The sequence below is a fragment of the Fibrobacter sp. HC4 genome, assembly GCF_023373925.1.
Lineage (GTDB): Bacteria > Fibrobacterota > Fibrobacteria > Fibrobacterales > Fibrobacteraceae > Fibrobacter.
In genome coordinates this window covers 1-21,497 of sequence record NZ_JALCZV010000016.1, presented here as the reverse complement: position 1 = coordinate 21,497, position 21,497 = coordinate 1, and the positions used below count along the sequence as shown (strand labels likewise).

The following is a 21,497-nucleotide window of genomic DNA, read 5'->3' as shown; positions in this document are numbered from 1 at the left end:
AACCTCCATTAATTTGTCGGACGATAAGAAGCGAAACGACGACTATCGCAAGCACGTTTCCAAGCTTCTGCACCTTCAATGTAACCAGATTCAACGCACTTCTGCAAGGAATCATCCAAGGTAATACCCTGATCCTTCTGGCTCGAGATTGCCGCAGCCACCTGAGACACATCACCACGGCGTAACAAGTTGGCCATGGGAGAAGTCATCTTCATCGCTTCTGCAGCCAGGATCAAGCCCTGATTCTGGACGATGGGAATCAAGTGCTGAACGATAACACCCTTAAGCTGGTCAGCCAGAGTATTGGCAAAAGCAGTACGGTTGCTTTCGGGAACAGAAGACAGTAATCGAGAAAGCAGGGCGTGTACATTATTGCCATCCGTTACGGCAAACACCAGAGCGCCAGAATTAGAGGCACGCAACAGCAAGTCCAGTTCCTCGGCTGTTTCCAGGTGATCAAATAAAATTACATCGGCACCGCTGGCCATGGCGAGTTCAACGCCTTCAATACCAGAACGCACATGGAGTCCCACTTCACGTTGAGCGATGGCACCACGAGGATTCTCCAGGAGACGTTCAATGGGCTTTTCAATCGTCTGGATGTATACATCACGGTTTGCGGCAATAGTCGACGCAAAAGTCGTCATGGTCGTGGAACGACCACTTGCTGCAGGGCCCGCAATCAAGACAAGACCGCTTGTCAAATCCGCAAACTGGTTACAGAATGCCGGCAGATACAAATTCTCAAGGCTTGCAACTTCCGAGGGAATCACGCGAATGGAAATGCTAGGCGTGGTTCCGTTCCAGGTAACCGTAATGCGGGCTCGACCAGCACCCGCAAGACCAATAGTCTTGCTGAAGTTCTTGCCGACAATAATCTTGTAACCGTCAGAGAAACCCACAACAGCTTCATTCAGGCGGTCGTTGATGCGATCCAGATCCAGAACAGCTTCCGACGCAACGAACAGCCCACCGGATTGACGCATCACAACGGGACGGTTTGCAAACAGGTAAATATCCGTCGCATTAAACTTTCGGGCGAACGCAATCAGCTGAGACAAATTCGTCATTGGACGGATGGTCTCGGGAGCTTCAACAGCCTTACCCTCTCCAGTAGCCACGGCAAAACGAGCCGGCAACTTGCCATCATCCTCATCTTCGGCATTTTCATCATATTCTGTCTGAACCTGCACCGTGCTGATACTAGTAGCCTCAAGCCCCGTCACAGTCTCCACTTCCATATTGGTCGTAGAAGTCGTTTCTCCGTAAGGATTATTGCCTTCAATCTGAAGACCACCGGCATCATCCGAGGCAGAAGCAGAAGATTCACCAGGCTTCGAAGCCATAGTCCGCATAGACGGTGCGGAAACCTTCGCCGAGGTTGAAGATGCGGGAGCTTCCGCAGCAGGCGCAGCAGCATTTTCGGCAGCAGCCTTGGCTTCCAAATTCTTGACGAAGGCCAAAAGTTTGATGTACACAGGAGGCTGTAATACCCCGGCATCAACCAATACCTGGCCAATATCCTTCTTGTCTGTAATTTCGCCCCAATGGGCCTGAATCTGAGCCTCGGACACCACCTTATTGTGAACGAGGACCTTTGCCATATACTGATTTCTCATAGGAAATCCCTCCGGCTAAACCACCAGCTAGCGATGGCCAAGAAAACACCCACATAGCCAACGGCGTACACAGAATTCCAGAATACATACATATCCGGAAGAGCCACGCCATGAACCACGTAACTTGTAACATTATAACGATAAAGGCCCGGGAAAACCGCGTGAATGACAACGGCAGCCTTTTCGAAAACTGCAGTAGAAGCCCCACTCATCTCGCCCATACGGCTAGCAAAGCGGACCTGTTCCAAAAGCTGATTGCTCAAGTGTCCCGCAAAATAGACACCCAGGGTAAACAGGGCGCTAAGCACAGTGCTGCTAAAGCTGCTGAACAACAAGGCCACCGCAATGACCACAGCCATCTCGCAGAAAATCAGGTAGATCGCAGTAAGCAGACTCAAAGTCGGCTCAGACCCGGTAGCCAGAAGCATCAGATAATAAATGCAAGTCAGGAGAGCCAGATGCACTGCCACCACAGCCAGCAGCCCAAAGTACTTGCCAACAATAAAGGAGGCTCGACTAATGGGCTTAGACAACAAGGTCAACACCGTACGTCCCTTGATTTCCTTCTGCACCAGGCTGATACCCACAAAAATGGAAATCAGGAGACCAGAAAGGCTCATAACAGAAAGGGTTGTAGACTTGATCACGTAAGAGCGGTCAAAAACAGACCATTCACCAAGCACAATGCTGAACAAGGTGAGCGCGATAGCCAAGAAACCGATATTATAAAGAATCTTGTCGCGAATGGATTCGCGGAAGGTATTGAGGGCAATAACGCCAATATGCTTAAACGTCTGCACGGGCAATCTCCTCTGTCAAAATATCTTCAAGACTGGGGCGCTTGTGTTCCATGCGTTCCACAGCGATTCCCTTTTCTAGGCAGTAGCGCAAGAGGCGATCACGAGCGGCATCATCAGCACAAATGCATTCCTGAGGATGACCTGCAGGGGTTACGCCCTCGGGCAACTCCGACTGGAGGATACCCTGACGGGTACGAACGTGGTATTCAACGCCGCAAGATTCCGTAATCTCGTCTACGGTACCTTCACGAACAATCTTACCATCTACAATCATGGCCACACGATGGCTGATACTTTCCACATCGCTGAGCAAGTGGCTGGAGTAGAAAATCGTCACCCCATCCTGGTTCAGCTGCTGGATTGCACCACGAACGTCACGACGGCCCATAGGATCGAGGCCGCTCATAGGTTCGTCCAGAATCAAAAGTTTGGGCTTACCGAGAATAGCCTGGGCAATTCCTACGCGCTGCATCATACCCTTTGAATATGAACGGAGGCGGCGGTCAATCCAGTCCTTGTCGGCATGCAAAAGTTCCAAGGCCCACTGAATACGCTTATCCAGTTCAACCCCATCCAGACCAACAAGCTTGCCATAGAACTTCAGAAGTTCTCGTCCAGTCAAGTAATCATAAAAATACGGCTGTTCAGGAGAATAGCCCAAAAAGGTACGACTCTTTACATCGCGGGGGCTAATACCGTTCACCAGCACCGTTCCGGAATCAAAATTCAAAAGACCGGTCAGTACCTTGATGGTGGTAGACTTTCCGGCACCGTTAGGGCCAATAAAACCATAAACTTGACCCGGTTCCACAGAAAAGCTCACGTCCTTAAGGGCGAGCTTCGGTTTCATCAAGAAACCACTGCGGTAGGTCTTGTGCAAATTCTCAATTTTTATCATAAAAATCTCAATCTAGTCTCGGGGACCAAAAGCCTTTTCTTCGGCCTCTTCAATCATGCGGCGACGTCGCTCCGCCTTTTCCTTCTTATTGATGACGAAATAAATGGCAGCACCAACAAGATATACCACAACGCCAGAATAGAAAATAGGATTGATCGACTGACCTTCAAGGCCAGGAAACAAATTCAAAATTACACTATGCCCAAACAGGCTTAGCAGTACAAACACGATGCCAAGTCCACGAAGTACATAGGTCGCAATCACAATTTTTCGCATTTTAACCTCAATAACACCGCAATTTGCTTGCGGCTCTTTTCTTCCTTGAAAAATACACTTTTAAAAAAGGATTGCAAACGAGAACATCCCTGAAATATGGGGAAATCGGGCAAAAAACTGCAAACTGGATAAAAATCCCCGGTCTGCCGCGAGACCGGGGATTAAGGGTTTCGATTGGAGGAGAACAAAGAACCTGTTTTCTAGATCCGTCACACGACGCTATAGAGAATAATGGCAAGTACCTGGCCACTCAAAATACGGAGCAGCATTGTTAACGGATACACAGAAGCATAGCCCACATTTACAGCTTCACTTCCAGAAAGTCCATTGGCAAAGGCAAGTGCCGGAGGATCGGTCATGGAACCAGCGATGGCACCGCACAGGCTCAGGTAATTTACCTTGAAAACCAGCTTGCCCACAATACCCGCAACCATCAAGGGGATAAAGGTAATAAGTGCGGCAAGTCCCATGTAGTAAAAACCATCTCCCTTCAGTAACACGTCAAAGAACTTGATACCGGCATTGAGACCGACGCAAGTCAAGAACAAAGTAATACCAAGTTCTCGAAGCATCAAGTTTGCGCTTGCCGCCATAAAGAAATTCAGAGGGCCAATCTTACGAACTCGGGAAAGGATGATGGCAATAACCAGCGGGCCACCAGCAAGACCAAGTTTCAGCGGGGTCGGCATTCCAGGAATGGTCAGGGGAATAGATCCAACGATAATCCCCAGGAAAATTCCAACGAAGGCGGGAATAATTTCGGGATGTTCAAGAGCCTTCAGGGAATCACCCAGGAGCTTTGCTGCAGCATCTATACTTTCGCGAGGACCGACAACAAGAATCTTATCGGCAAATTTCAGACGGAGATCCAGACGACCCGTAAACTTGAATTCACCACGCACGACACGGCTTGCAGTCACACCGAAACGTTCAAGAGCCAGTTCGCCCAAAGATTTGCCCAGGACTTTCTTATTGGTCACAAGGATGCTTCGAGTTTCAAACTTGGAATCGTTTTCGGTAATCGGCTTCGACAGGCGGGTACCGATAATCTTTTCCATTTCGGCAACTGCTTCAGGGAAGCCCACAATGTGGAGGCAGTCGCCCTGCTGCAATTCCACCTTACCGTCGGGCATAGAAACATTGCCGTCGCGAAGGAGACGGGTAATAACAACGCCACTGGAGCGGATTCCCGGAATTTCCTTAATCTTGGAACCCAACAGATTCTTGTTATCCAGAGAAAGGCTGCAAGAAACGATATCCTTGCGGGTCGCTGCGATTTCAGAAGCATAATCATCTGCAGACTTTTGCGGATCCTGTCTGAAGAAGATTCGAATAAGAATCATGACCAGAATGATTCCGAGAACGCCAAACGGATATGCAACAGCGTACCCAATGCCCGTCAGGGATGTGTCTGCCCCGGCCGCGACAAAGGCTGAATTTGCGGCTCCTAGGGAAGGCGTATTTGTGACTGCGCCACAAAGCATTCCAATGAGCACGGGTACGTTGTTATGCATATCCGTAAAGAAGTAAAGGCAGAGGGTGACAATCACACCCATAAGCACAACGCTTACCGCCAAAATGTTAAGTACAAGGCCGTGGCGGCGGATGGAGTCAATAAAACCAGGCCCCACCTGCATACCAATGGTGTAGACAAAAAGAATCAAGCCAAATTCCTGCATGAAGTGCAGAACATTCGGTTCAATGCGCAAGCCCACATGGCCCATCAAGATACCGACAAACAGGGCTCCCGCGCCGCCCAGGCTAACACCCTTGACCTTGATCTTTCCGATCATAAGGCCCACGGCAGCGGTGAAAGAGAGCACAACAACCTGCTGCGCTACAGAAGTACCGATAAAGAGATTAATTAGCCATTCCATATGTTTGATTGTATATTGATAAATGTTTAAGTGCTACTTCTTGATGCAACGAACAGAGTAGGCGATACTCTTGCTGAAATGTTCGTAGGAGATAGAATCATCCTTGATTCGAACCATAGTTCCGCGGGCATCGTCATAAGAATCTGCAGTCCAGAAGCTGGCGCTGACACCTTCATCGGCAAACTTACCGTTACTAGCATAGCGATAACCGGCATTCAAGACATTAAGAACTTTAAGATCAACACCTTCAAAATCTGCCTGAGACGGCAAAGCCCAACCATCGGGACAAATTGTATTGGCGGACTCATAAGGATAGAGACGTCCATACTTTTCGCAGTTTTCATGATTGCTTCCATAGCAGAAGCTAGAATCAGAATCAAAGCGAGCCAGGTTTTCTGCCATCCAGACCTTATTACCAGTCTTTACGGTCTTGTAAGTTTTTTCCTGGCAAGTAAGAGTATTTGCAGACTCATTATAGTTGCAGGCATTGGCCTTGTCACAGGCGGTGAAGGTAAAGGCGGCAAAGGCTACAACGGCCATGGCAGCAACAAACCTGAGCTTCATAAATCAATCTCCTTAAGAGTTTTTTGACGATTAGAATTTTAAGAGCTCTTTTTACGGCGCCAAATCTAGAATCAACATTCCAGTTTGACTAATAATTTCTTCATATCACATTGATAACTTTTTTTGATGATTACACAAAACTTTCATCAAATTTTATGATATTTCAATAATTAAATATTATCAATTAAAAACCTAGGAAATAGAAGACATAAGTTTTATATTTATTATTGATGGAACTGACTCAGCTTAAATACTTTCTAGAAGTGGCACGCACTGAGCACGTCACTCAAAGCGCAAAAAACCTTTGCATCGTCCAGCCAGCTCTCACCCAAGCCATACACAAATTGGAAGATGAGCTCGGTGTAGCGCTCTTCAAGACATCCGGCAGAAACATCAAACTTACAGAAAGCGGAAAATTCTTTTACGAAAAGATGCTCCCCCTTTACGCCAACATGATGGAGCTGCCCGAACAACTGCGAGCCACAGCCAACAAGCAGAACAACAATGTCAAGCTGAACGTTCTTGCGGCATCAACATTAATTACAAATGCCGTCATTGAATACAAGCAGAACAATTCCGACATAAACGTAGACCTTATCCAAAATGAAGAAACAAACATTTTCGACATTTGCGTAAGGACATACGCCACCTACAAACCGGAACTGGATAATACAAATAGCGACAAGACTTTCGTCCATTCCGAAAAAATTTTCTTGGCCGTTCCCAATACAGCCCAATACAAAAAGCTTAGTTCCATTTCCCTTCTCGATCTAAAAGATGAAAAATTCATCAGACTCTACGGATCCAAGCAATACCGCAAAATCTGCAACGAACTTTGCGACAGAATCGGCTTCCACGCCAATGTCACTTTTGAAAGCGACAACGCAACCGCAATCAAGGAAGCTGTCGCCGCAGGTATCGGAGTGGGATTCTGGCCAAAACTTTCCTGGGGAAAGATGGATCACAAAAAGATTAAGCTCCTTGAAATTACGGACACCGAATTCAAGCGAGATATCGTGGTTTCCTTGCGACGCAACAAACAGGACAATTCCAAGACGGAACAATTCTACAACTTCTTGACGAAATACATTCAGCAGAAGCAGACCCGCAAACGGAAATAGCAAATCGTTCAAACAATCTCATCCAAAAAAAAGTGCTCCACCTTGGTGGAGCCTTTTTGATTTTATACAACGTTTTGCAACGTTAGGTATGTTAACCCTTAGTATGAATCGCAGCAGAGAATTCAGCAAGGAGTTTCGGGTCCTGGACCTTTTCCCACAGGGTGCCCGTCACGATGATATTTGCACCGGCAGCAACACGGACAGCAGCCGTTTGCGGGTCCTTAATACCGCCACCAGTAATGATGGTCATTTCGGTTGCCTTGCGGGTGTAGGCAATATGTTCTACAGGAACGGGCTCTTCGGCGCCACTACCTGCTTCCAGATAGACATAGCGCATGCCCATGAGTTCTGCGGCAATGGAATTCACCATACTGAGCTTAGGCTTGTTAGCAGGTACCGGCATGGTATTGCTGATATATTCAACTGTAGTACGCTTGCCACTATTGATCAACTGATAAGCCGTAGGAATGGCTTCCATGTTCAGGGCACGAACCAAGGCACCACCACGAACCTGTTCATCGATCAGGTAGTTGGGATTGCGGCCACTAACCAAAGTCATGAACAGCATGGCATCAAAACCAGGAACAACTTGAGAAGCGCCACCCGGGAACAGGACAACGGGAAGATCCACATTAGCCTTAAGAGCAGCCACCTGTTTCGGCAAGGTGAAATTACCCAAATAGGAGCCGCCTACCAGCAGCAGGTCTGCGCCATTTTCAGCAGCCATGGCACCAGCCTTCACAAAGGCAGTCTCGTCTGATGTATCAGGATCCAGCAGCACAGCAAACAACGCACCGCGCTTTTCGATTTCTGCATTCAAACGAGCTTCAGTCTTACCGATTTTCATAAAACGCCTTAAAAGTAAAAGTACAGGTTCAATATAGAACTTTTTACCTTTCTAGCATACTCCTTTCGCGTGCAACACGCCATTTAGAGAGTTTTAATGGACTCTCACAGAAGAACCGCCAGCACGAACCAGATAGCTCCCCTGACCAAGGTTTTTCAGATCAACCTTGCGACTAAAGCCTCGACGGACCTCGACCCCATTCAAATCAAAAACAGTCCAACGCATATCTCTTGAAAGTTCTACGGTTCGTGTAGTTCCATCATAGTGCATACCAGCAACGGATTTCACAGCAGAAATTCTTTCTAGAGAATCGCCCTCGGCTTCAGCCGCCTTAGAAAATTTGATGTTCCCGACCAGCAATTCCCCAGATAATCCAGAAGCAGTTACATAGAAATCCTGCACGCCTTTCAGCTCAGGCAAATCGGAGCACTTTACGCTAACCCACTTGGAATCCCCACAAGACGTGGGAAGATCGCACTTGGAAATTTCATCGCCCTTTTTGCTTTCAGTTCTAATGGAAAGTGATCCTCCAGCACAATTCTTCACGTCTACATGAACAGCAGGACCTGTAATAGAATCCGTAATGACATTCTCATAAATGGCGTAACCGCCATCCTTGATTGCCATCTGGTCATTTTCATCTAGGCGAAGGCGAATACCATTATCAAATCCATTTGCAGGAATGGTATCGCGAATAATGCGGAGGAAGTCCAGTCGATCCAGTTCCCCATAGCTTTTGCCCTTGGTAATTTCAACAAAGTTACTGCCACGTTTCAATTTGGCGGGAATATAGACCACAGACTTTTCTGGGAATTCACCCCAGGCTCCAGTAATGGGCAGCTTCACTTCGCGGGTTACGCCGTTAACATCCACAAAGTGGGAACCTTCATCGGTCCAGTCATTGGCGTAACGATAGCGGATCAAGTAATCGCCAGCCTGAGGTATAATCATCGGCAGACGAATACGGCTGTCAGGTTCATTGATGTAGCCAACATACTCGCCGTTGGAAGCCTTGGAACTGCTTGAGATTTCCACGTTGCTGAGAATTCCATGTTCCGCTTCGGCACTCAAATAACGTCCCAGAAACGGCTGACCGAGTTCAGGCCAGTTGTCTTCCGTATAGACAATGTCGCGAACCTGGATCTTAGCTCGACCAGTATCGTTCTTATCGTAGTAATGATTCACAAAGCGCTGACGATTAATATCTTCAAAAGCTTCGCCGCCGGCAGGTCCGTAATAGCGTCCGTAGCGTTGCAGCAAAATGGTTCCACCACCTTTCAGGGCCTGATTTCCGGAACGGTCCAGGTAAGGTCCCGTAATGGAATTAGCGCGGTTCACAACAGTCTTGTAGGAATTTCCATCAAGGTTAGCACCTGTCTTGCAGCAGTTATCCCAAGCCGTAAACAAGAAGTACTTGCCATTATGTTCAATGAGGCTAGCCCCTTCTACACCGGCACCACCACGGTTGGCGATATTAATTTGTTCCGCCCCCTTGGTCACCTTGCCTGTTTTCTCGTCAAGTTCAATGATGTGGATTCCCGTACCCCAGGAGCCAAAGGCCATCCAGACCTTGCCTTGAAGGTCCTTTAGCACCGCCGCGTCAATGGCATTATAAGCGTCGTTCTTTACGGTATGAATCACCTCGCCCTGGTCCGTCCAACCATAACCAGGTTTCGTGGGATCGATTTCCTTGCTGGACATAAAGCCCATACCGGAAGAACGGATCCCCATTTCGGAACCGCAATAGTACACGCGGTATTCGCCACCAATGAAATGTATATCCGGCGCCCAGATATCGATCATGTTTGGCGCATAGGTATAAAGCCATTTCTCGAACTGGGGCATGGCAGGTTCGCCTTTTTTCCAGTTCAAGGCATCTTCGGAAGTCTGCATCAGCAGATGGTTGTCCGTAGTCATCAAGGCGTACCCGTCTTCATAACGGATAATGTCCGGATCATGGCCGGCCCACTGAGTTTCTTTGGCATACCAGTCAGCAGCCACGGCAGAAGAAACTGTAGATAAAAATGCCAACGCAAAAGCAGGTGCGTTCTTGGTGTACCCAAATCTCATATAGTCCATCCTTTCCCTAATCCACAAATAAATATAAACAAAAAAGAATCGCTAACCTGTAAATCCTATGCAAAAAAACAGACCCCCGCATTTCTGCAGAGGTCTTGTTTAGTAGGAAGTAAAGAGTGAACAGTTATGAGCGTTGAGCTAGAGTTAGGCGCCTTCGGCGCGATTATTTACCTCAAAGGAGTCCCTCATACCTGCTCTCTCGTCTAATTAGCCCAGCTTTGCACGGATCCAGTTGTTGGCGTCCTTGATAGCTGCGGAAATCTTTTCAGGTTCACGGGTACCGGCCTGAGCACGGTCCGGACGGCCACCGCCCTTACCGTTACATGCTGCGGCAAGATCACGGACCATGTCGCCAGCCTTGATGCCCTTAGCCTGAACATCCTTGCCCACGATAACGGCGATGGAACCAGCACCGTTTACCTTGTTAGCAATGACAGCCACGGCACCCTTGTCCAGCTTGTTCTGGATACCGTCCAGGAGTTCCTTGTACTTATCTTCCGGCATATCGAATTCGCGAACGTAGAGCATGACACCCATGACGTCGAGGCCGCCATTCAGAACGTCGCCAGCGATCATTGTTGCCAGTTCCAGCTTCACGGACTGGAGAGCCTTTTCAAGGGACTGTGTCTTTTCGAAGGACTGCTGGATACGATCCAGAACTTCGGCATCCTTACAACGGAGACGATCGCGGAGAGCATTTACAATCTGAGCGCCAGCACGGAGCATAGACATAGCACCGCGGCCAGTGACAGCTTCGATACGGCGGACGCCGGCAGAAACGCTGGATTCGCTAATGATCTTTACCATGCCGATGTTACCGGAATTGGAAACATGCAAGCCACCGCAAAGTTCCTTGGAGAATTCTTCGCCAGCGGCACCCATCTTCACAACGCGTACGGTATCGCCGTACTTTTCGCCGAAGAGAGCCATAGCGCCAGAAGCCTTAGCTTCGTCCACGCCCATGACGTCGGTATTCACCGGCAAGCATTCCATGACCTTAGCGTTGACGATGTCTTCCACCTTCTGAATTTCTTCAGCGGTCATGGCGTTGAAGTGAGTAAAGTCGAAACGGAGGGAATCCGGAGTCACCAAGCTACCCTGCTGCTGCACATGGGAACCAAGCACTTCGCGGAGAGCGGCCTGGAGCAAGTGGGTTGCAGAGTGGTTGCGACGGATGTCCATACGACGTTCGTTGTCGACGGTAGCCATGAACACACCACCCATGGTCTGTTCGTTAGCTTCACCCTTCACCACCTTGGCGCGGCAGAGAGCGGTGTCGTTCACCTTGACAGTATCAAATACGCTCAGTTCCAAGTCGGCAGAAACCAGCATACCCTTGTCGCCAACCTGGCCACCCATTTCGGCGTAGAAGGGAGAAGTCTCCAGAACGATGGAAAGAACACCCTTGTCTTCGCGATAGCGGACAACCTTAGTTTCGCAAGCGGACAATTCGTAGCCAACAAAGTTGGTGGAAGCTTCGGAGTACTGGGTCCAGCCTTCGGTACCCATGGTGTTGATGCCCTGCTTCATGTTGGCGCGGGCACGTTCCTTCTGTTCTTCCATGCACTTTTCAAAACCGGCTTCATCAATGGTGAGGCCCTTTTCTTCGGCGAGGATGCCAGTGAGGTCCGGCGGGAAGCCGTAGGTATCGTAAAGCACGAAGACCTTGTCACCCGGCACAACCTTGGCAGAACCCATTTCGGTAACGATGGCTTCGAAACGTTCGAGACCTGCATCCAGAGTCTTGATGAAGCGGTCTTCTTCGCTCTTGATCACTTCGGTCACGAAAGCCTGACGCTGACGGATTTCGGGGAAGGCTTCGCCCATGGTATCAGCAAGAACCTGGACCAGCTTGTAGATGAAAGCTTCCTTCTGGCCGAGCAGACGAGCAAAGCGGCTTGCGCGGCGGAGAATACGACGGAGCACATAGCCACGACCTTCGTTAGAGGGCAGAGCGCCATCAGCAATAGCGAAGGAGACTGCGCGGATGTGGTCTGCAATCACGCGGTGGGGGGTGCCGTTTTCGTCGTCAGTGTAAGGTACGCCGGAAAGTTCAGCAACCTTGGAAATAATCGGGGTGAACACGTCGGTGTCGTAGTTGCTACGCTTGCCCTGGAGGATAGCGCAGATACGTTCGAAACCCATACCGGTATCAACGTTCTTTGCCTTCAGCGGAATGAGGGAGCCGTCGCTGATACGTTCATACTGCATGAACACATTGTTCCAGATTTCGATGTAGCGGTCGTTTTCGCCGTTCACGCCCAGGATAGGATCCTTGAAGGTTTCCATCTGGGTAGCAAGGTCGCCGCGGTCGTAATGAATTTCGGAGCAGGGGCCACAAGGACCGGTGTCGCCCATTTCCCAGAAATTGGAGTGAGCGTCGAAGCGCATGATGCGGTCATCGGGAAGACCGGAAACGTCCTTCCAGATCTGCCATGCTTCGTCATCATCCTGATAGACAGTTGCAAAGAGACGTTCCTTGGGGAGCTTCCAGACTTCGGTCAAGAGTTCCCATGCCCAACTAATAGCTTCCTTCTTGTAGTAGTCGCCGAAGGACCAGTTGCCCAGCATTTCGAAGAAAGTGTGGTGGTAGTTGTCACGACCCACAACGTCAAGGTCGTTATGCTTACCAGAAACGCGGAGGCACTTCTGGCTGTTGCATGCACGCTTCCAGCCCTTGGGATTGTCACCCAGGAAGATGGCCTTGAACTGGTTCATACCAGCATTGGTGAACATCAAGGTGGGGTCATCGTGAGGAACCACGGGAGAGCTACGGACGAACAGATGATCCTTGCTCTCGAAGAACTTAATAAAAGATTCGCGCACCTGCGCAGAAGTCATAGTAGGCATATTGTGTCCCTTATTGTTTTTTCGGCGGAAAAGATAGAATTTTAGCGCACGAATTCGAGGACTCTTGTTCTAGGGATGCATATAAAAATGCCCCGAGTCTTCTCGACGCAGGGCATTATCTAGAGAGGATTCAACAAGAAGGGCTTTTACTTGGCTTCGCGAGTCATAAGAAGCTTGCAGTATCCATCTTCCACGACCAAGTTTTCCTTTTTCAACATGACGTGTTCCATTTCCCAGTTACCGGCAGACCAGCGAGAGGCATCCAGTTCACCGTCAAAGTTGTCAGTCCAGGATTCAGTGAAGGTCTTTGTTGCAGTGTCGTAAGAATAGACTCGAACATAGTCAATCCACTGAGCGACCGGACCATCAGCCAATTCAGCGCCAGTAAACTTGCCAACCCAGGATGTACTCTTGGAAGCCCACAAGTTGAAGCGCAAGGACTGTTCCTTAGTCATAAATTCGACCTGTCCCTTAGTCATTCCCAGAACATCACGACGGACCTCGACACTATCAATTTCCCAGGAAATATATTCCGGAGTCCAGACCATGGCAAATAGGTGGAAATCTTCAGTAGCGTTGAAACCAAAGCCAGTCTTCGTTTCGGAAGTTTTCTTAGGATTCTTACGGCCACCTTCCACATCCGCTTCACGGGTAATCAAGTTAGCCTGCCACATGCCGGGATTAACACCAAGAACTTCAATATCAATTTCATTCCAGGGTTCATCGCCCAACATATAGGACGGATCATAGTAAAGGAACATGGAACTTACAGAACCAGGAATGGAGACCATCTTCATTCGAGCCTCAAAACGACCATATGTAAACTGATCCTTTCCAGTCAGTTCAGCCCCGTAATAATTATAGCTGTCAAAATCGGCCACTTCGACGGAAGCGTTGTTTGCATAGGTATTTTCAATCGTCAGGCGATAAGGTTCAGAAACCACCGGAGTTTCGCCGGGAGTCACAGGGGTTTCACCAGGAACCACAGGGGTTTCACCAGGAACCACGGGAGTTTCGCCAGGGACCACAGGGGTTTCACCGGGGACCACAGGGGTTTCGCCAGGATCCACGGGAGTTTCGCCAGGATCCACGGGAGTTTCACCGGGGACTACGGGAGTTTCACCAGGATTTGCGGGATCGTCCACGTTTCCAGAGGGATTCATAACAGCGCCCGAATCTGTCGGACTAGAGCTATCATCAGAACATGCAGTAAATGCGCAGAACATTACGCCTGCAGTGAGGAAGGGGAGAAGGATTTTGGATTTCATGTTGTACCTCGCTGTTTCTTACATGATTTAATATACCCTTCTGTGCCGCTAATAGCCAATAGACTTGAATATCAATAATAAATTTAGTGTATCAACAGAATCAAAATATCTAACTTTTAAAAACAAAAAAAACGCGGAACACGTCCGCGTTTTTTGCTTTGACAAAACCCGTTTGTCAGCCCTTAACAGAGTCAGACATAGAGAACATGGGCATGTACATTGCAATCAAGAGGCCACCCACGGCACCACCCAGGAACACGATGATCAAGGGTTCCATCATGCCCACCACGCCATCCACTGCGGCATCCACTTCTTCGTCGTAGAAGTCTGCAAGTTTCAGGAGCATGCCGCCAAGGTTACCGGTCTTTTCACCCACGCCCGTCATCTGAATCACCATGGGCGGGAACAGGTTGCATTCGGCCATAGGTTCCGCAATGGATTTACCACCAGCAATACCGATGGAAATTCGACCGATGGCACGTTCCACAACTTTATTCGAAACAGTAGAGGCCACAACCTTCAAAGAATCCATCACAGACACACCAGCATTAAGCAAGGTGCCCAAAGTTCTAGCAAAGCTTGCAGTCGTGGACTTGATCTGAAGGTCTCCTAGCTTAGGAATTTTAAGCATCAGACCATCCCAGGCATACTTCGCCTTAGGAACTTTCATCGCCAACTTATAAGCCACAATGAGAATGACCACAAAAATACCCAGGAGCAAACCATTATCGCGCAAGAAGTCAGAAATGTTCATCACCACCTGTGTGGGAGCAGGAAGTTCAGCATCAAGAGCGGCGAACTGAGCGGCGAAGGTGGGCACCACGAAAGTCATAAGTGCAATCACCACCAAGATACCCACGATGATCAACATGACCGGGTACGTCAAGGCTTTCTTCACCTTACGCTTCAGACGTTCGCCGTTTTCAAGAGTTTCGGCCAAACGGGCAAGAATGCCATCCAGAATACCACCAGCTTCACCTGCGGCCACCATGTTGGTATACAAGGTCGTAAAAACCTTAGGGTGCTGCGTCAGCGCATCAGCCAAGGAAGAGCCACCGTTAATCGACTGAGTCACCTTATGGATCACAGTTTTCAATTCAGGATTTTCGCACTGTTCTTCCAAAATGTTCAAGCACTGAAGCATAGGAAGACCGGCAGAACTCATAGACGAGAACATACGGGTAAAACGAGAAATATCGGCGGGCTTAATGCCAGAACCAATATTGATCTTGATTTCCATGGGCTTCTTTTTCAAGCTCTCGATAATCAAGCGGCGACGCATCAAGAGGGCTTCAGCTTCTGCCTTATCCTTCGCCTCAATGGAGCCTTCAAATTTATTACCGGCGCTGTTGGTCGCCTTATACAGGAATTCTGCCATAACTTACTACACTCCTTCCTTCACAAACAGCTGTTCCAGCTGATCCGGGCTGGGGGAACGAGACAAAGCTTCAAAGCGGTCCACCTTACGATTCTTAACCAAGTCGCAAAGACACATGTTCATGGTATTCATACCGAACTTCTGACCAATTTCAATCATGGATTCAATCTGGTGAACCTTGTCGTCACGAATCAGTGAACGGATACCCGGTGTGACGTTCATGATTTCGTATGCCATTACACGGCCACCGCCAATCTTCGGTACCAAGGTCTGACAAACAACGCCCTGAAGCACAAAGGAAAGCTGAGTTCGAACGGTCTGCTGTTCACCCTTGGGGAAAGCATCCACCACACGGTTAATGGTCTGCACACAGGAGTTGGTATGCAGGGTTGCGAAAGCCAAATGGCCCGTTTCAGCAATGGTCAATGCAGCACGAATAGTTTCAAGGTCACGCATTTCGCCGATAAGCACCACGTCAGGGTCCTGACGGAGAGCCATCTTAAGTGCGCTAGCAAAGCTTACGGTATCACTTCCCACTTCGCGCTGGTTAATCATACAGTTCTGATGCTTGTGCAAAAATTCGATAGGATCTTCCACAGTCAAAATGTGATCGTGACGTTCCTTGTTAATCTTATCGATCATTGCAGCCAGGGTAGTAGACTTACCAGAACCCGTAGCACCGGTCACCAGCACAAGGCCAGAGGGACGCGTCGTAAATTCAGCCAGAATTTTCGGAAGGCCAAGATCCTTAAAGGTCTTGATTTCCAGCGGAATAATACGCAAGGCAATCGCCACGCAACCACGCTGCAAATACGCATTGGCACGGAAACGAGCCAAGTTCGCAATACCAAAGGAAAAGTCGCATTCCTTGTTCTGTTCAAAAGACTTCTTCTGACCTTCGTTCATCAAACTATAGGTCATTCGCATAGTTTCATCCGGTTTCAGCTTGGTTTCACCAATAGCCGTAAGATTACCATGCAGACGAATAAGAGGAGGAGCTCCTGCTGTCAAATGCAAGTCAGAGCCACCACGTTTCACCATTTCAGCGAGAAGATCTTGAATATTGTATGCCATATCCAAGAATATAACATTATGTGCAAGTTTTTTTCACCCTATTTTTATCAAAATTCTTCCAAAAAACACTATTTTAAGGATAGTAGAATGAAAAAGTCTGGTTCCATAATAAAAATGATAATGTTTTCGCTGGCCACCTTATTGGTAGCCTGCGGTCATGATTCATTCCAGACCATGCCTTCAAAAATTTCAGACTTCAAGGGGATCCTCATCGGGCAAAAGGACAGCATCACAAGCTATCGGACGCAAAAAGGAGAGGCAACCCTTATAGTCCTTACGGCATCATGGTGCCCCGCCTGCCAGGCAGAAGTTCCCAGCCTCAAGGAAATTTCCCTAGACTACACCAACAGGGGGCTTAAAATTCTGCTTATCAGCGAAGACGACTCCCCCACTATAGCAGCCCGATACAAAAAGAAGGCGGAACTCCCCTGGACAATGATTCACTGGAATTACGACATCATGAACGCCTTGGGAAATCCAGGCGTCCTTCCAGTCAGCTACCTCGTCAACCAACAAGATAGTATCGTCAAAGTGAACGTGGGCATTTTCGACAAAAAAGAAATGCGATATCAACTAGATAAAATTCTGCGCTAGGCAACAGGGCTGGGGAACAAAATCACATCGGCGATTTCTTCCTTACCCATGGCAAGCATAAACAAACGGTCCAAGCCCAACGCGACGCCAGAACAGGCAGGCATGCCTGATTCTAGACCGGCCAAGAAATGTTCGTCGATCGGAGGCAGAGGCTTACCCATGGTCTTGCGGATTTCCAGGTCAGCATCAAATCGTCTGCGTTGCTCCACAGCGTCTGTCAGCTCGGTATATCCATTACAAAGTTCCACCTGATCTACAAACAATTCAAAACGCTTTGCCCAGGTGAGTCCTTCAGAATCCACATAGGTTTGAGCGAGAGCTGCCTGAGAGGGCGGATAATCCAGAATAAATTCAGGTCCGTTACTTGCAAGAGCCGGTTCAATTATAAAGACCATCAGATAATCCCACCAGTCTTCGCGGGACATGGACTGCATTTCGGGAACAGGAATTTCGCGAGTGCGGCAAGCCTCGGCAAAGTCCCCGAGATTTTTGCAGAAAGGGTCAACGCCGGCATAATTTTTAAAGGCATCGATCCAGCGGGTGCGACGAGCGTTTATGGGCTTTCCGAGAATTTCACTTACCAAAGCTTCCACTTCGTCCATCAGTTTTTCTTGAGGCCAGCCAACGCGGTACCATTCCACCATACTGAACTCATTGTTATGATGGCTTCCGAATTCATCTTTACGGAAAGATTTTGCAATCTGGAAAATGTCGCCGAACCCGGCAGCCAGCAATCGCTTCATGTGGAATTCGGGGCTAGTCATCATGAAACGCAAAGGCTCACCAGCGGCACCCACCTGAAAATAATCCAGCTGGGGATCCGTTCCACCAGCGTTAGAAAGAGTGGGCGTTTCTACTTCAAGAGAACCTCGAGCAGTAAAGAATTCGCGGACCTTGTTCATCAGGGATTGACGTTTCAGCCAATTCTCTCGAGAACAGGTGGGAGCAAACGAAACGGGAGCCTTACCATCCATCATATTATTCTTCCGTAGAAGCGGCATCACCGCCGGCAACAGGATTCATGACGCAACGGACAGACATGGAGAAAGCCTTGTCCACTGGCATAGAGGAAACTTCCTTATCGGTGCTGAACATAGATCGAGCCACACCGCGGCCATCACCAACGTCAGCATCAGTCCAGAAGTATGCGCCCTCACCCTGAATGACAGAGATGTTATTCTTGTTGACATAACCGCCAAAGAGAACGGTAAAGGCGTAATCGTCAGAGCCATTGCTACGAAGTTTTTCGGCAGCTACATTGGCACCGCCGGCATAAACTTCCAGCATTTTCCATTCGTCATCAGTAGAAAGGTGAGAACCTTCGGGGCAAGCCGCCTGAGCTCCATCATAGGAATAGAGACGTCCGAAGACCTTGCAGTTCTCTTCTTCTCCGTCATAACATTTAGACTTGTCTTCCATGACGTAAGCCAAGTTCTGTACAAACCACTTGGTACCATTAATGTCCTTCACCTTGTAGCTCTGGTTATCACGCGGATCCACAAATGTTTCAAAAACAGGGCAACGGGCTTCAAGTTCCTTGGAAGCTAGGATGGAATCCACCTGAGGTTGCCACATATAGCAGAAGCGGAAAAGCTCGCCACCGGGAAGAGCGGAACTGTCGGCCTTGTGCCTGTCAGCCCACTGGTTCACGTAGGAAACGCTGATTACAGAAGAATCGGGAATCGAAAGACCCTTGGCATTAGCCTGCATCAATTTTGCAAAAGGTTCCGCAGCGGACATGGGGACTTTCCAGAAGCCATCCACGATTCCATTACGGAGAGCCTCGTAAAGGGGAGACGGTTTAGAAATGGTGATCACCGTATCCACATAATGTTCGGGAACAGCATCGCAAACCGGTTTATGCTCCACGCCACGCAGGGTATCTGCCTGAGCCCAGCATTCCTCGATGCAAGCCTCGCGAGCCTTACCTTTCTTCGCGCAAGGAACCCAGAGGGTCGTGTCCACCTGTTCCTTCACAGGCTTCGCGTAAGCCTTAGTTTTCAAGGCGGACTTTGCCACGGAACCAAGAGTTTCAATGGCATTTGCATTTCCTGCCGTAGCATCGGCAATCAATTTGTTGGTCACCTTGAGACATGTTTCCATGTCCTTGCCATTGGAGCAGGCCTTGACACCATAGCCATACACAAACTGGTTGGGGCAACTTTCAAAAGATTCACCAGGCATGGCCTTAAAAATCTTTTCATAAACTTTTACGGCATCGTTGGGGGAAAGTTCACCGCAGTAAATTTCCTCAACTTGACCTTTTTTCACCATCTTCTGCACAGTAGCCACATCGCCTGCATCCACAGCGTCACGAAGTTCCTGTTGGGCAAAAGCAGTCGCTGCAAAAGACAATGCAAGCCCGGTCATAACAAAAATGTTTTTACGTCTATAAACCATACCAATAACCCTTTAATTTTTTTCAGCCCCAAATATACAAAACACGGCTCTATAAGACATCAAAACAATTCTAAACATTTTTCAATTTCTATTTTTGGACATATGATTGATGTAAAGTTTGATGCAGAAAAAATCCGTAGCGAATTTCCCATGCTCGTGGCAGGTGACAAGGAAGCTAAACCCCTGGCATTCCTGGATAGCACCGCCACCACCCAGAAGCCCGCATGCGTTATCGATGTCATGAACGACTTCTACCGAGAACACTACAGCTCCGTAAAGCGCGGCGTCTACCGTTTGAGCGCACGCACTACCGAGGCCTACGAAGCCACCCGCAAGAACATCGCCAAGTTTATAAACGCCAAGAGCGAAAACGAAATCGTCTTTACCCGCGGCACCACCGAAAGCATCAATCTGGTGGCCTGGAGTTACGGACGCAAGTTCTTTAACGAAAGCGATGAAGTTCTCATTAGCGGATTGGAACATCACGCAAACATCGTCAGCTGGCAAATCGTTGCCGAAATGAAGGGTGCAAAAATCAAGGTCATCCCGGTAAAGGACGATGGAGATTTGGATTTGGGTAAGCTACCGGAACTGCTAACCGAAAAAGTAAAGATGGTGGCCGTAACCCATGTAAGCAATGCCGTGGGCACGGTAAATCCCATCAAGGAAATTATTAAGACCGTCCGCAGCAACGCTCCCCAGGCAAAGATTTTGATTGACTGTGCACAGAGTTCTTCCCACCTAAAGATTGACGTGCAGGAATTGGACTGCGACTTCATCGCTTTTAGCGGACACAAGATGTACGGACCCACAGGAATCGGCGTTCTTTACGGTAAGTACGACGTGTTAGATTCTATGCCACCTTGGCACGGCGGTGGAGAAATGATCAAGAACGTCACCTTCGAAAAGACCACTTACGCAGATGTCCCTGAACGTTTTGAAGCAGGCACTCCCGCCATCGCCGAAGTCCTTGGTTTGGGCAAGGCTGTAGAATGGATTCAGGAAATTGGGCTGGACAATATCCGCGAACATGAAGAAAAGATTGTTGCATACGCTCTTGAGCAATTGGCAACCATCCCGCAGATCAAGGTGCTCGGCAACCCCAAGAATCGCGGAGCTTTAATCAGCGTAACTCTAGACGGAATCGCCGTCAGCGACGCCGCCATGATTCTCGATGAAGAGAACGTCGCTGTGCGCAGCGGCCACCACTGCGCTCAACCGGTCATGGACCGGTTCGGCGTGGATGCCACCCTCCGACTTTCCTTTGGCGTTTACACTCTAGAACGAGACGTAGACAGGTTCATCGCAGGAATTAAACGAGTCATTAGACTGTTCGCTTAATTAAAAAAGATTCCCCGACACCATAGGTGTCGGGGTTTATTTTCACTTCTAGATTATCTAATTCTGTTTTTTCCCTACGCCCGCGGAAGGTCATCTCGGCGCTACAACCCTGTTTGTAAAAAAAAAATACACAAATTATTTGGCTCTTCATCAACATGTGTGGGTGGCTTCGCCACCCTTTTTTGTTGACTTTCGCCTAAATTAAACAAAAAATGGGCTATTTTCTAAAATTTAATCGCCAAAAAAAACAGAAGAAAAAGCCCATGTCAAAATTATACAAATCCATCTTCAATGTCAACGGCTGTTCAGTCGTCAAGCAGGAACAAACCGATACCACGGTCACCATCACGGTAAGACTCACCAAGGGCAACGCCAGCAGGTGCGGCTGTTGCGGGCGAAAAGGGAAACTCTACGACAACGGCCGGGAACAGAGGGTATGGCGGACGCTCGATCTCGGCACGAAAATGGGCTTCATCAAGATGGACACCTACAGGGTGAAGTGCAGGAAGTG

General features: G+C 48.6%; 18 protein-coding genes. 4 read left to right on the top strand and 14 right to left on the bottom strand.

The annotated features are described in order from the left end of the window. Window positions 1-8: 8 nt before the first annotated feature. The 6 genes from MMG03_RS11050 to MMG03_RS11025 all read right to left on the bottom strand — a co-directional run bounded on the left by MMG03_RS11050 (window position 9) and on the right by MMG03_RS11025 (window position 6,034). Window positions 9-1,619 (bottom strand): type IV pilus twitching motility protein PilT, encoded by a 1,611-nt coding sequence (locus MMG03_RS11050; RefSeq protein WP_083537908.1) that lies wholly within the window; start codon window positions 1,617-1,619, stop codon window positions 9-11. Further along, window positions 1,616-2,419 (bottom strand): ABC transporter permease, encoded by an 804-nt coding sequence (locus MMG03_RS11045; protein WP_073157621.1) that lies wholly within the window; start codon window positions 2,417-2,419, stop codon window positions 1,616-1,618. Before MMG03_RS11045 ends, MMG03_RS11050 begins: the two co-directional genes overlap by 4 nt. Continuing rightward, window positions 2,406-3,317, bottom strand: a complete 912-nt coding sequence (locus MMG03_RS11040) for an ABC transporter ATP-binding protein (protein WP_073157624.1) — start codon at window positions 3,315-3,317, stop codon at window positions 2,406-2,408. The genes MMG03_RS11045 and MMG03_RS11040 overlap by 14 nt, the downstream gene beginning before the upstream one ends. A 12-nt stretch (window positions 3,318-3,329) precedes the next feature. Next, the gene (locus tag MMG03_RS11035; protein WP_073157627.1) at window positions 3,330-3,593 is read right to left on the bottom strand and encodes a hypothetical protein; all 264 of its coding nucleotides are present in this window, start codon (window positions 3,591-3,593) and stop codon (window positions 3,330-3,332) included. 209 nt (window positions 3,594-3,802) lie between these two features. After that, entirely contained in the window at window positions 3,803-5,470 is a 1,668-nt protein-coding gene (locus MMG03_RS11030; protein ID WP_073157630.1) for a putative transporter, read from the bottom strand. A 33-nt stretch (window positions 5,471-5,503) separates the two neighbouring features. Continuing rightward, window positions 5,504-6,034 carry an FISUMP domain-containing protein gene (locus MMG03_RS11025; RefSeq protein ID WP_073157633.1) on the bottom strand — a complete coding sequence of 177 codons (531 nt, stop codon included), beginning with the start codon at window positions 6,032-6,034 and terminating at the stop codon, window positions 5,504-5,506. 230 nt (window positions 6,035-6,264) lie between these two features. On the opposite strand from MMG03_RS11025, the gene MMG03_RS11020 reads away from it, so the two are divergent. Next, entirely contained in the window at window positions 6,265-7,155 is an 891-nt protein-coding gene (locus MMG03_RS11020; RefSeq protein WP_249506289.1) for a LysR family transcriptional regulator, read from the top strand. A gap of 91 nt (window positions 7,156-7,246) precedes the next feature. Here MMG03_RS11020 and MMG03_RS11015 read toward each other — a convergent pair whose 3' ends face one another. The 6 genes from MMG03_RS11015 to MMG03_RS10990 all read right to left on the bottom strand — a co-directional run bounded on the left by MMG03_RS11015 (window position 7,247) and on the right by MMG03_RS10990 (window position 16,651). Further along, the gene (locus MMG03_RS11015) at window positions 7,247-8,002 is read right to left on the bottom strand and encodes a geranylgeranylglyceryl/heptaprenylglyceryl phosphate synthase (protein WP_073157638.1); all 756 of its coding nucleotides are present in this window, start codon (window positions 8,000-8,002) and stop codon (window positions 7,247-7,249) included. Between the two features lie 93 nt (window positions 8,003-8,095). After that, window positions 8,096-10,072, bottom strand: a complete 1,977-nt coding sequence (locus MMG03_RS11010; RefSeq protein ID WP_249506288.1) for a family 43 glycosylhydrolase — start codon at window positions 10,070-10,072, stop codon at window positions 8,096-8,098. Window positions 10,073-10,288: 216 nt separating this feature from the next. Next, window positions 10,289-12,931: an alanine--tRNA ligase gene (gene alaS, locus MMG03_RS11005; RefSeq protein ID WP_083538371.1), complete on the bottom strand. Its 2,643-nt coding sequence runs from the start codon at window positions 12,929-12,931 to the stop codon at window positions 10,289-10,291. Between the two features lie 146 nt (window positions 12,932-13,077). Continuing rightward, complete coding sequence (locus MMG03_RS11000; protein ID WP_249506287.1) at window positions 13,078-14,199, bottom strand: family 16 glycosylhydrolase; 1,122 nt, start codon at window positions 14,197-14,199, stop codon at window positions 13,078-13,080. 175 nt (window positions 14,200-14,374) lie between these two features. Next, window positions 14,375-15,577, bottom strand: a complete 1,203-nt coding sequence (locus tag MMG03_RS10995; protein WP_073157647.1) for a type II secretion system F family protein — start codon at window positions 15,575-15,577, stop codon at window positions 14,375-14,377. 6 nt (window positions 15,578-15,583) lie between these two features. After that, window positions 15,584-16,651, bottom strand: coding sequence for a type IV pilus twitching motility protein PilT (locus MMG03_RS10990; protein WP_073157650.1), 1,068 nt, complete (start codon window positions 16,649-16,651; stop codon window positions 15,584-15,586). Between the two features lie 87 nt (window positions 16,652-16,738). On the opposite strand from MMG03_RS10990, the gene MMG03_RS10985 reads away from it, so the two are divergent. Beyond that, complete coding sequence (locus MMG03_RS10985) at window positions 16,739-17,245, top strand: TlpA disulfide reductase family protein (protein ID WP_073157653.1); 507 nt, start codon at window positions 16,739-16,741, stop codon at window positions 17,243-17,245. Here the strand turns inward: MMG03_RS10985 and epmA are convergent. Next, entirely contained in the window at window positions 17,242-18,222 is a 981-nt protein-coding gene (epmA, locus tag MMG03_RS10980; protein WP_249269440.1) for an EF-P lysine aminoacylase EpmA, read from the bottom strand. The two genes, MMG03_RS10985 and epmA, sit on opposite strands and share 4 nt — an antisense overlap. A 1-nt stretch (window position 18,223) precedes the next feature. Then, window positions 18,224-19,615: an FISUMP domain-containing protein gene (locus MMG03_RS10975; RefSeq protein WP_249269439.1), complete on the bottom strand. Its 1,392-nt coding sequence runs from the start codon at window positions 19,613-19,615 to the stop codon at window positions 18,224-18,226. A gap of 132 nt (window positions 19,616-19,747) precedes the next feature. Here MMG03_RS10975 and MMG03_RS10970 point away from each other — a divergent pair, with 132 nt between their 5' ends. Both MMG03_RS10970 and MMG03_RS10965 read left to right on the top strand, forming a co-directional pair. Then, entirely contained in the window at window positions 19,748-20,986 is a 1,239-nt protein-coding gene (locus tag MMG03_RS10970; RefSeq protein ID WP_073283400.1) for an aminotransferase class V-fold PLP-dependent enzyme, read from the top strand. Between the two features lie 263 nt (window positions 20,987-21,249). Beyond that, the coding region (locus tag MMG03_RS10965; RefSeq protein ID WP_249505554.1) for a transposase family protein at window positions 21,250-21,497 on the top strand (248 nt) is incomplete at its 3' end.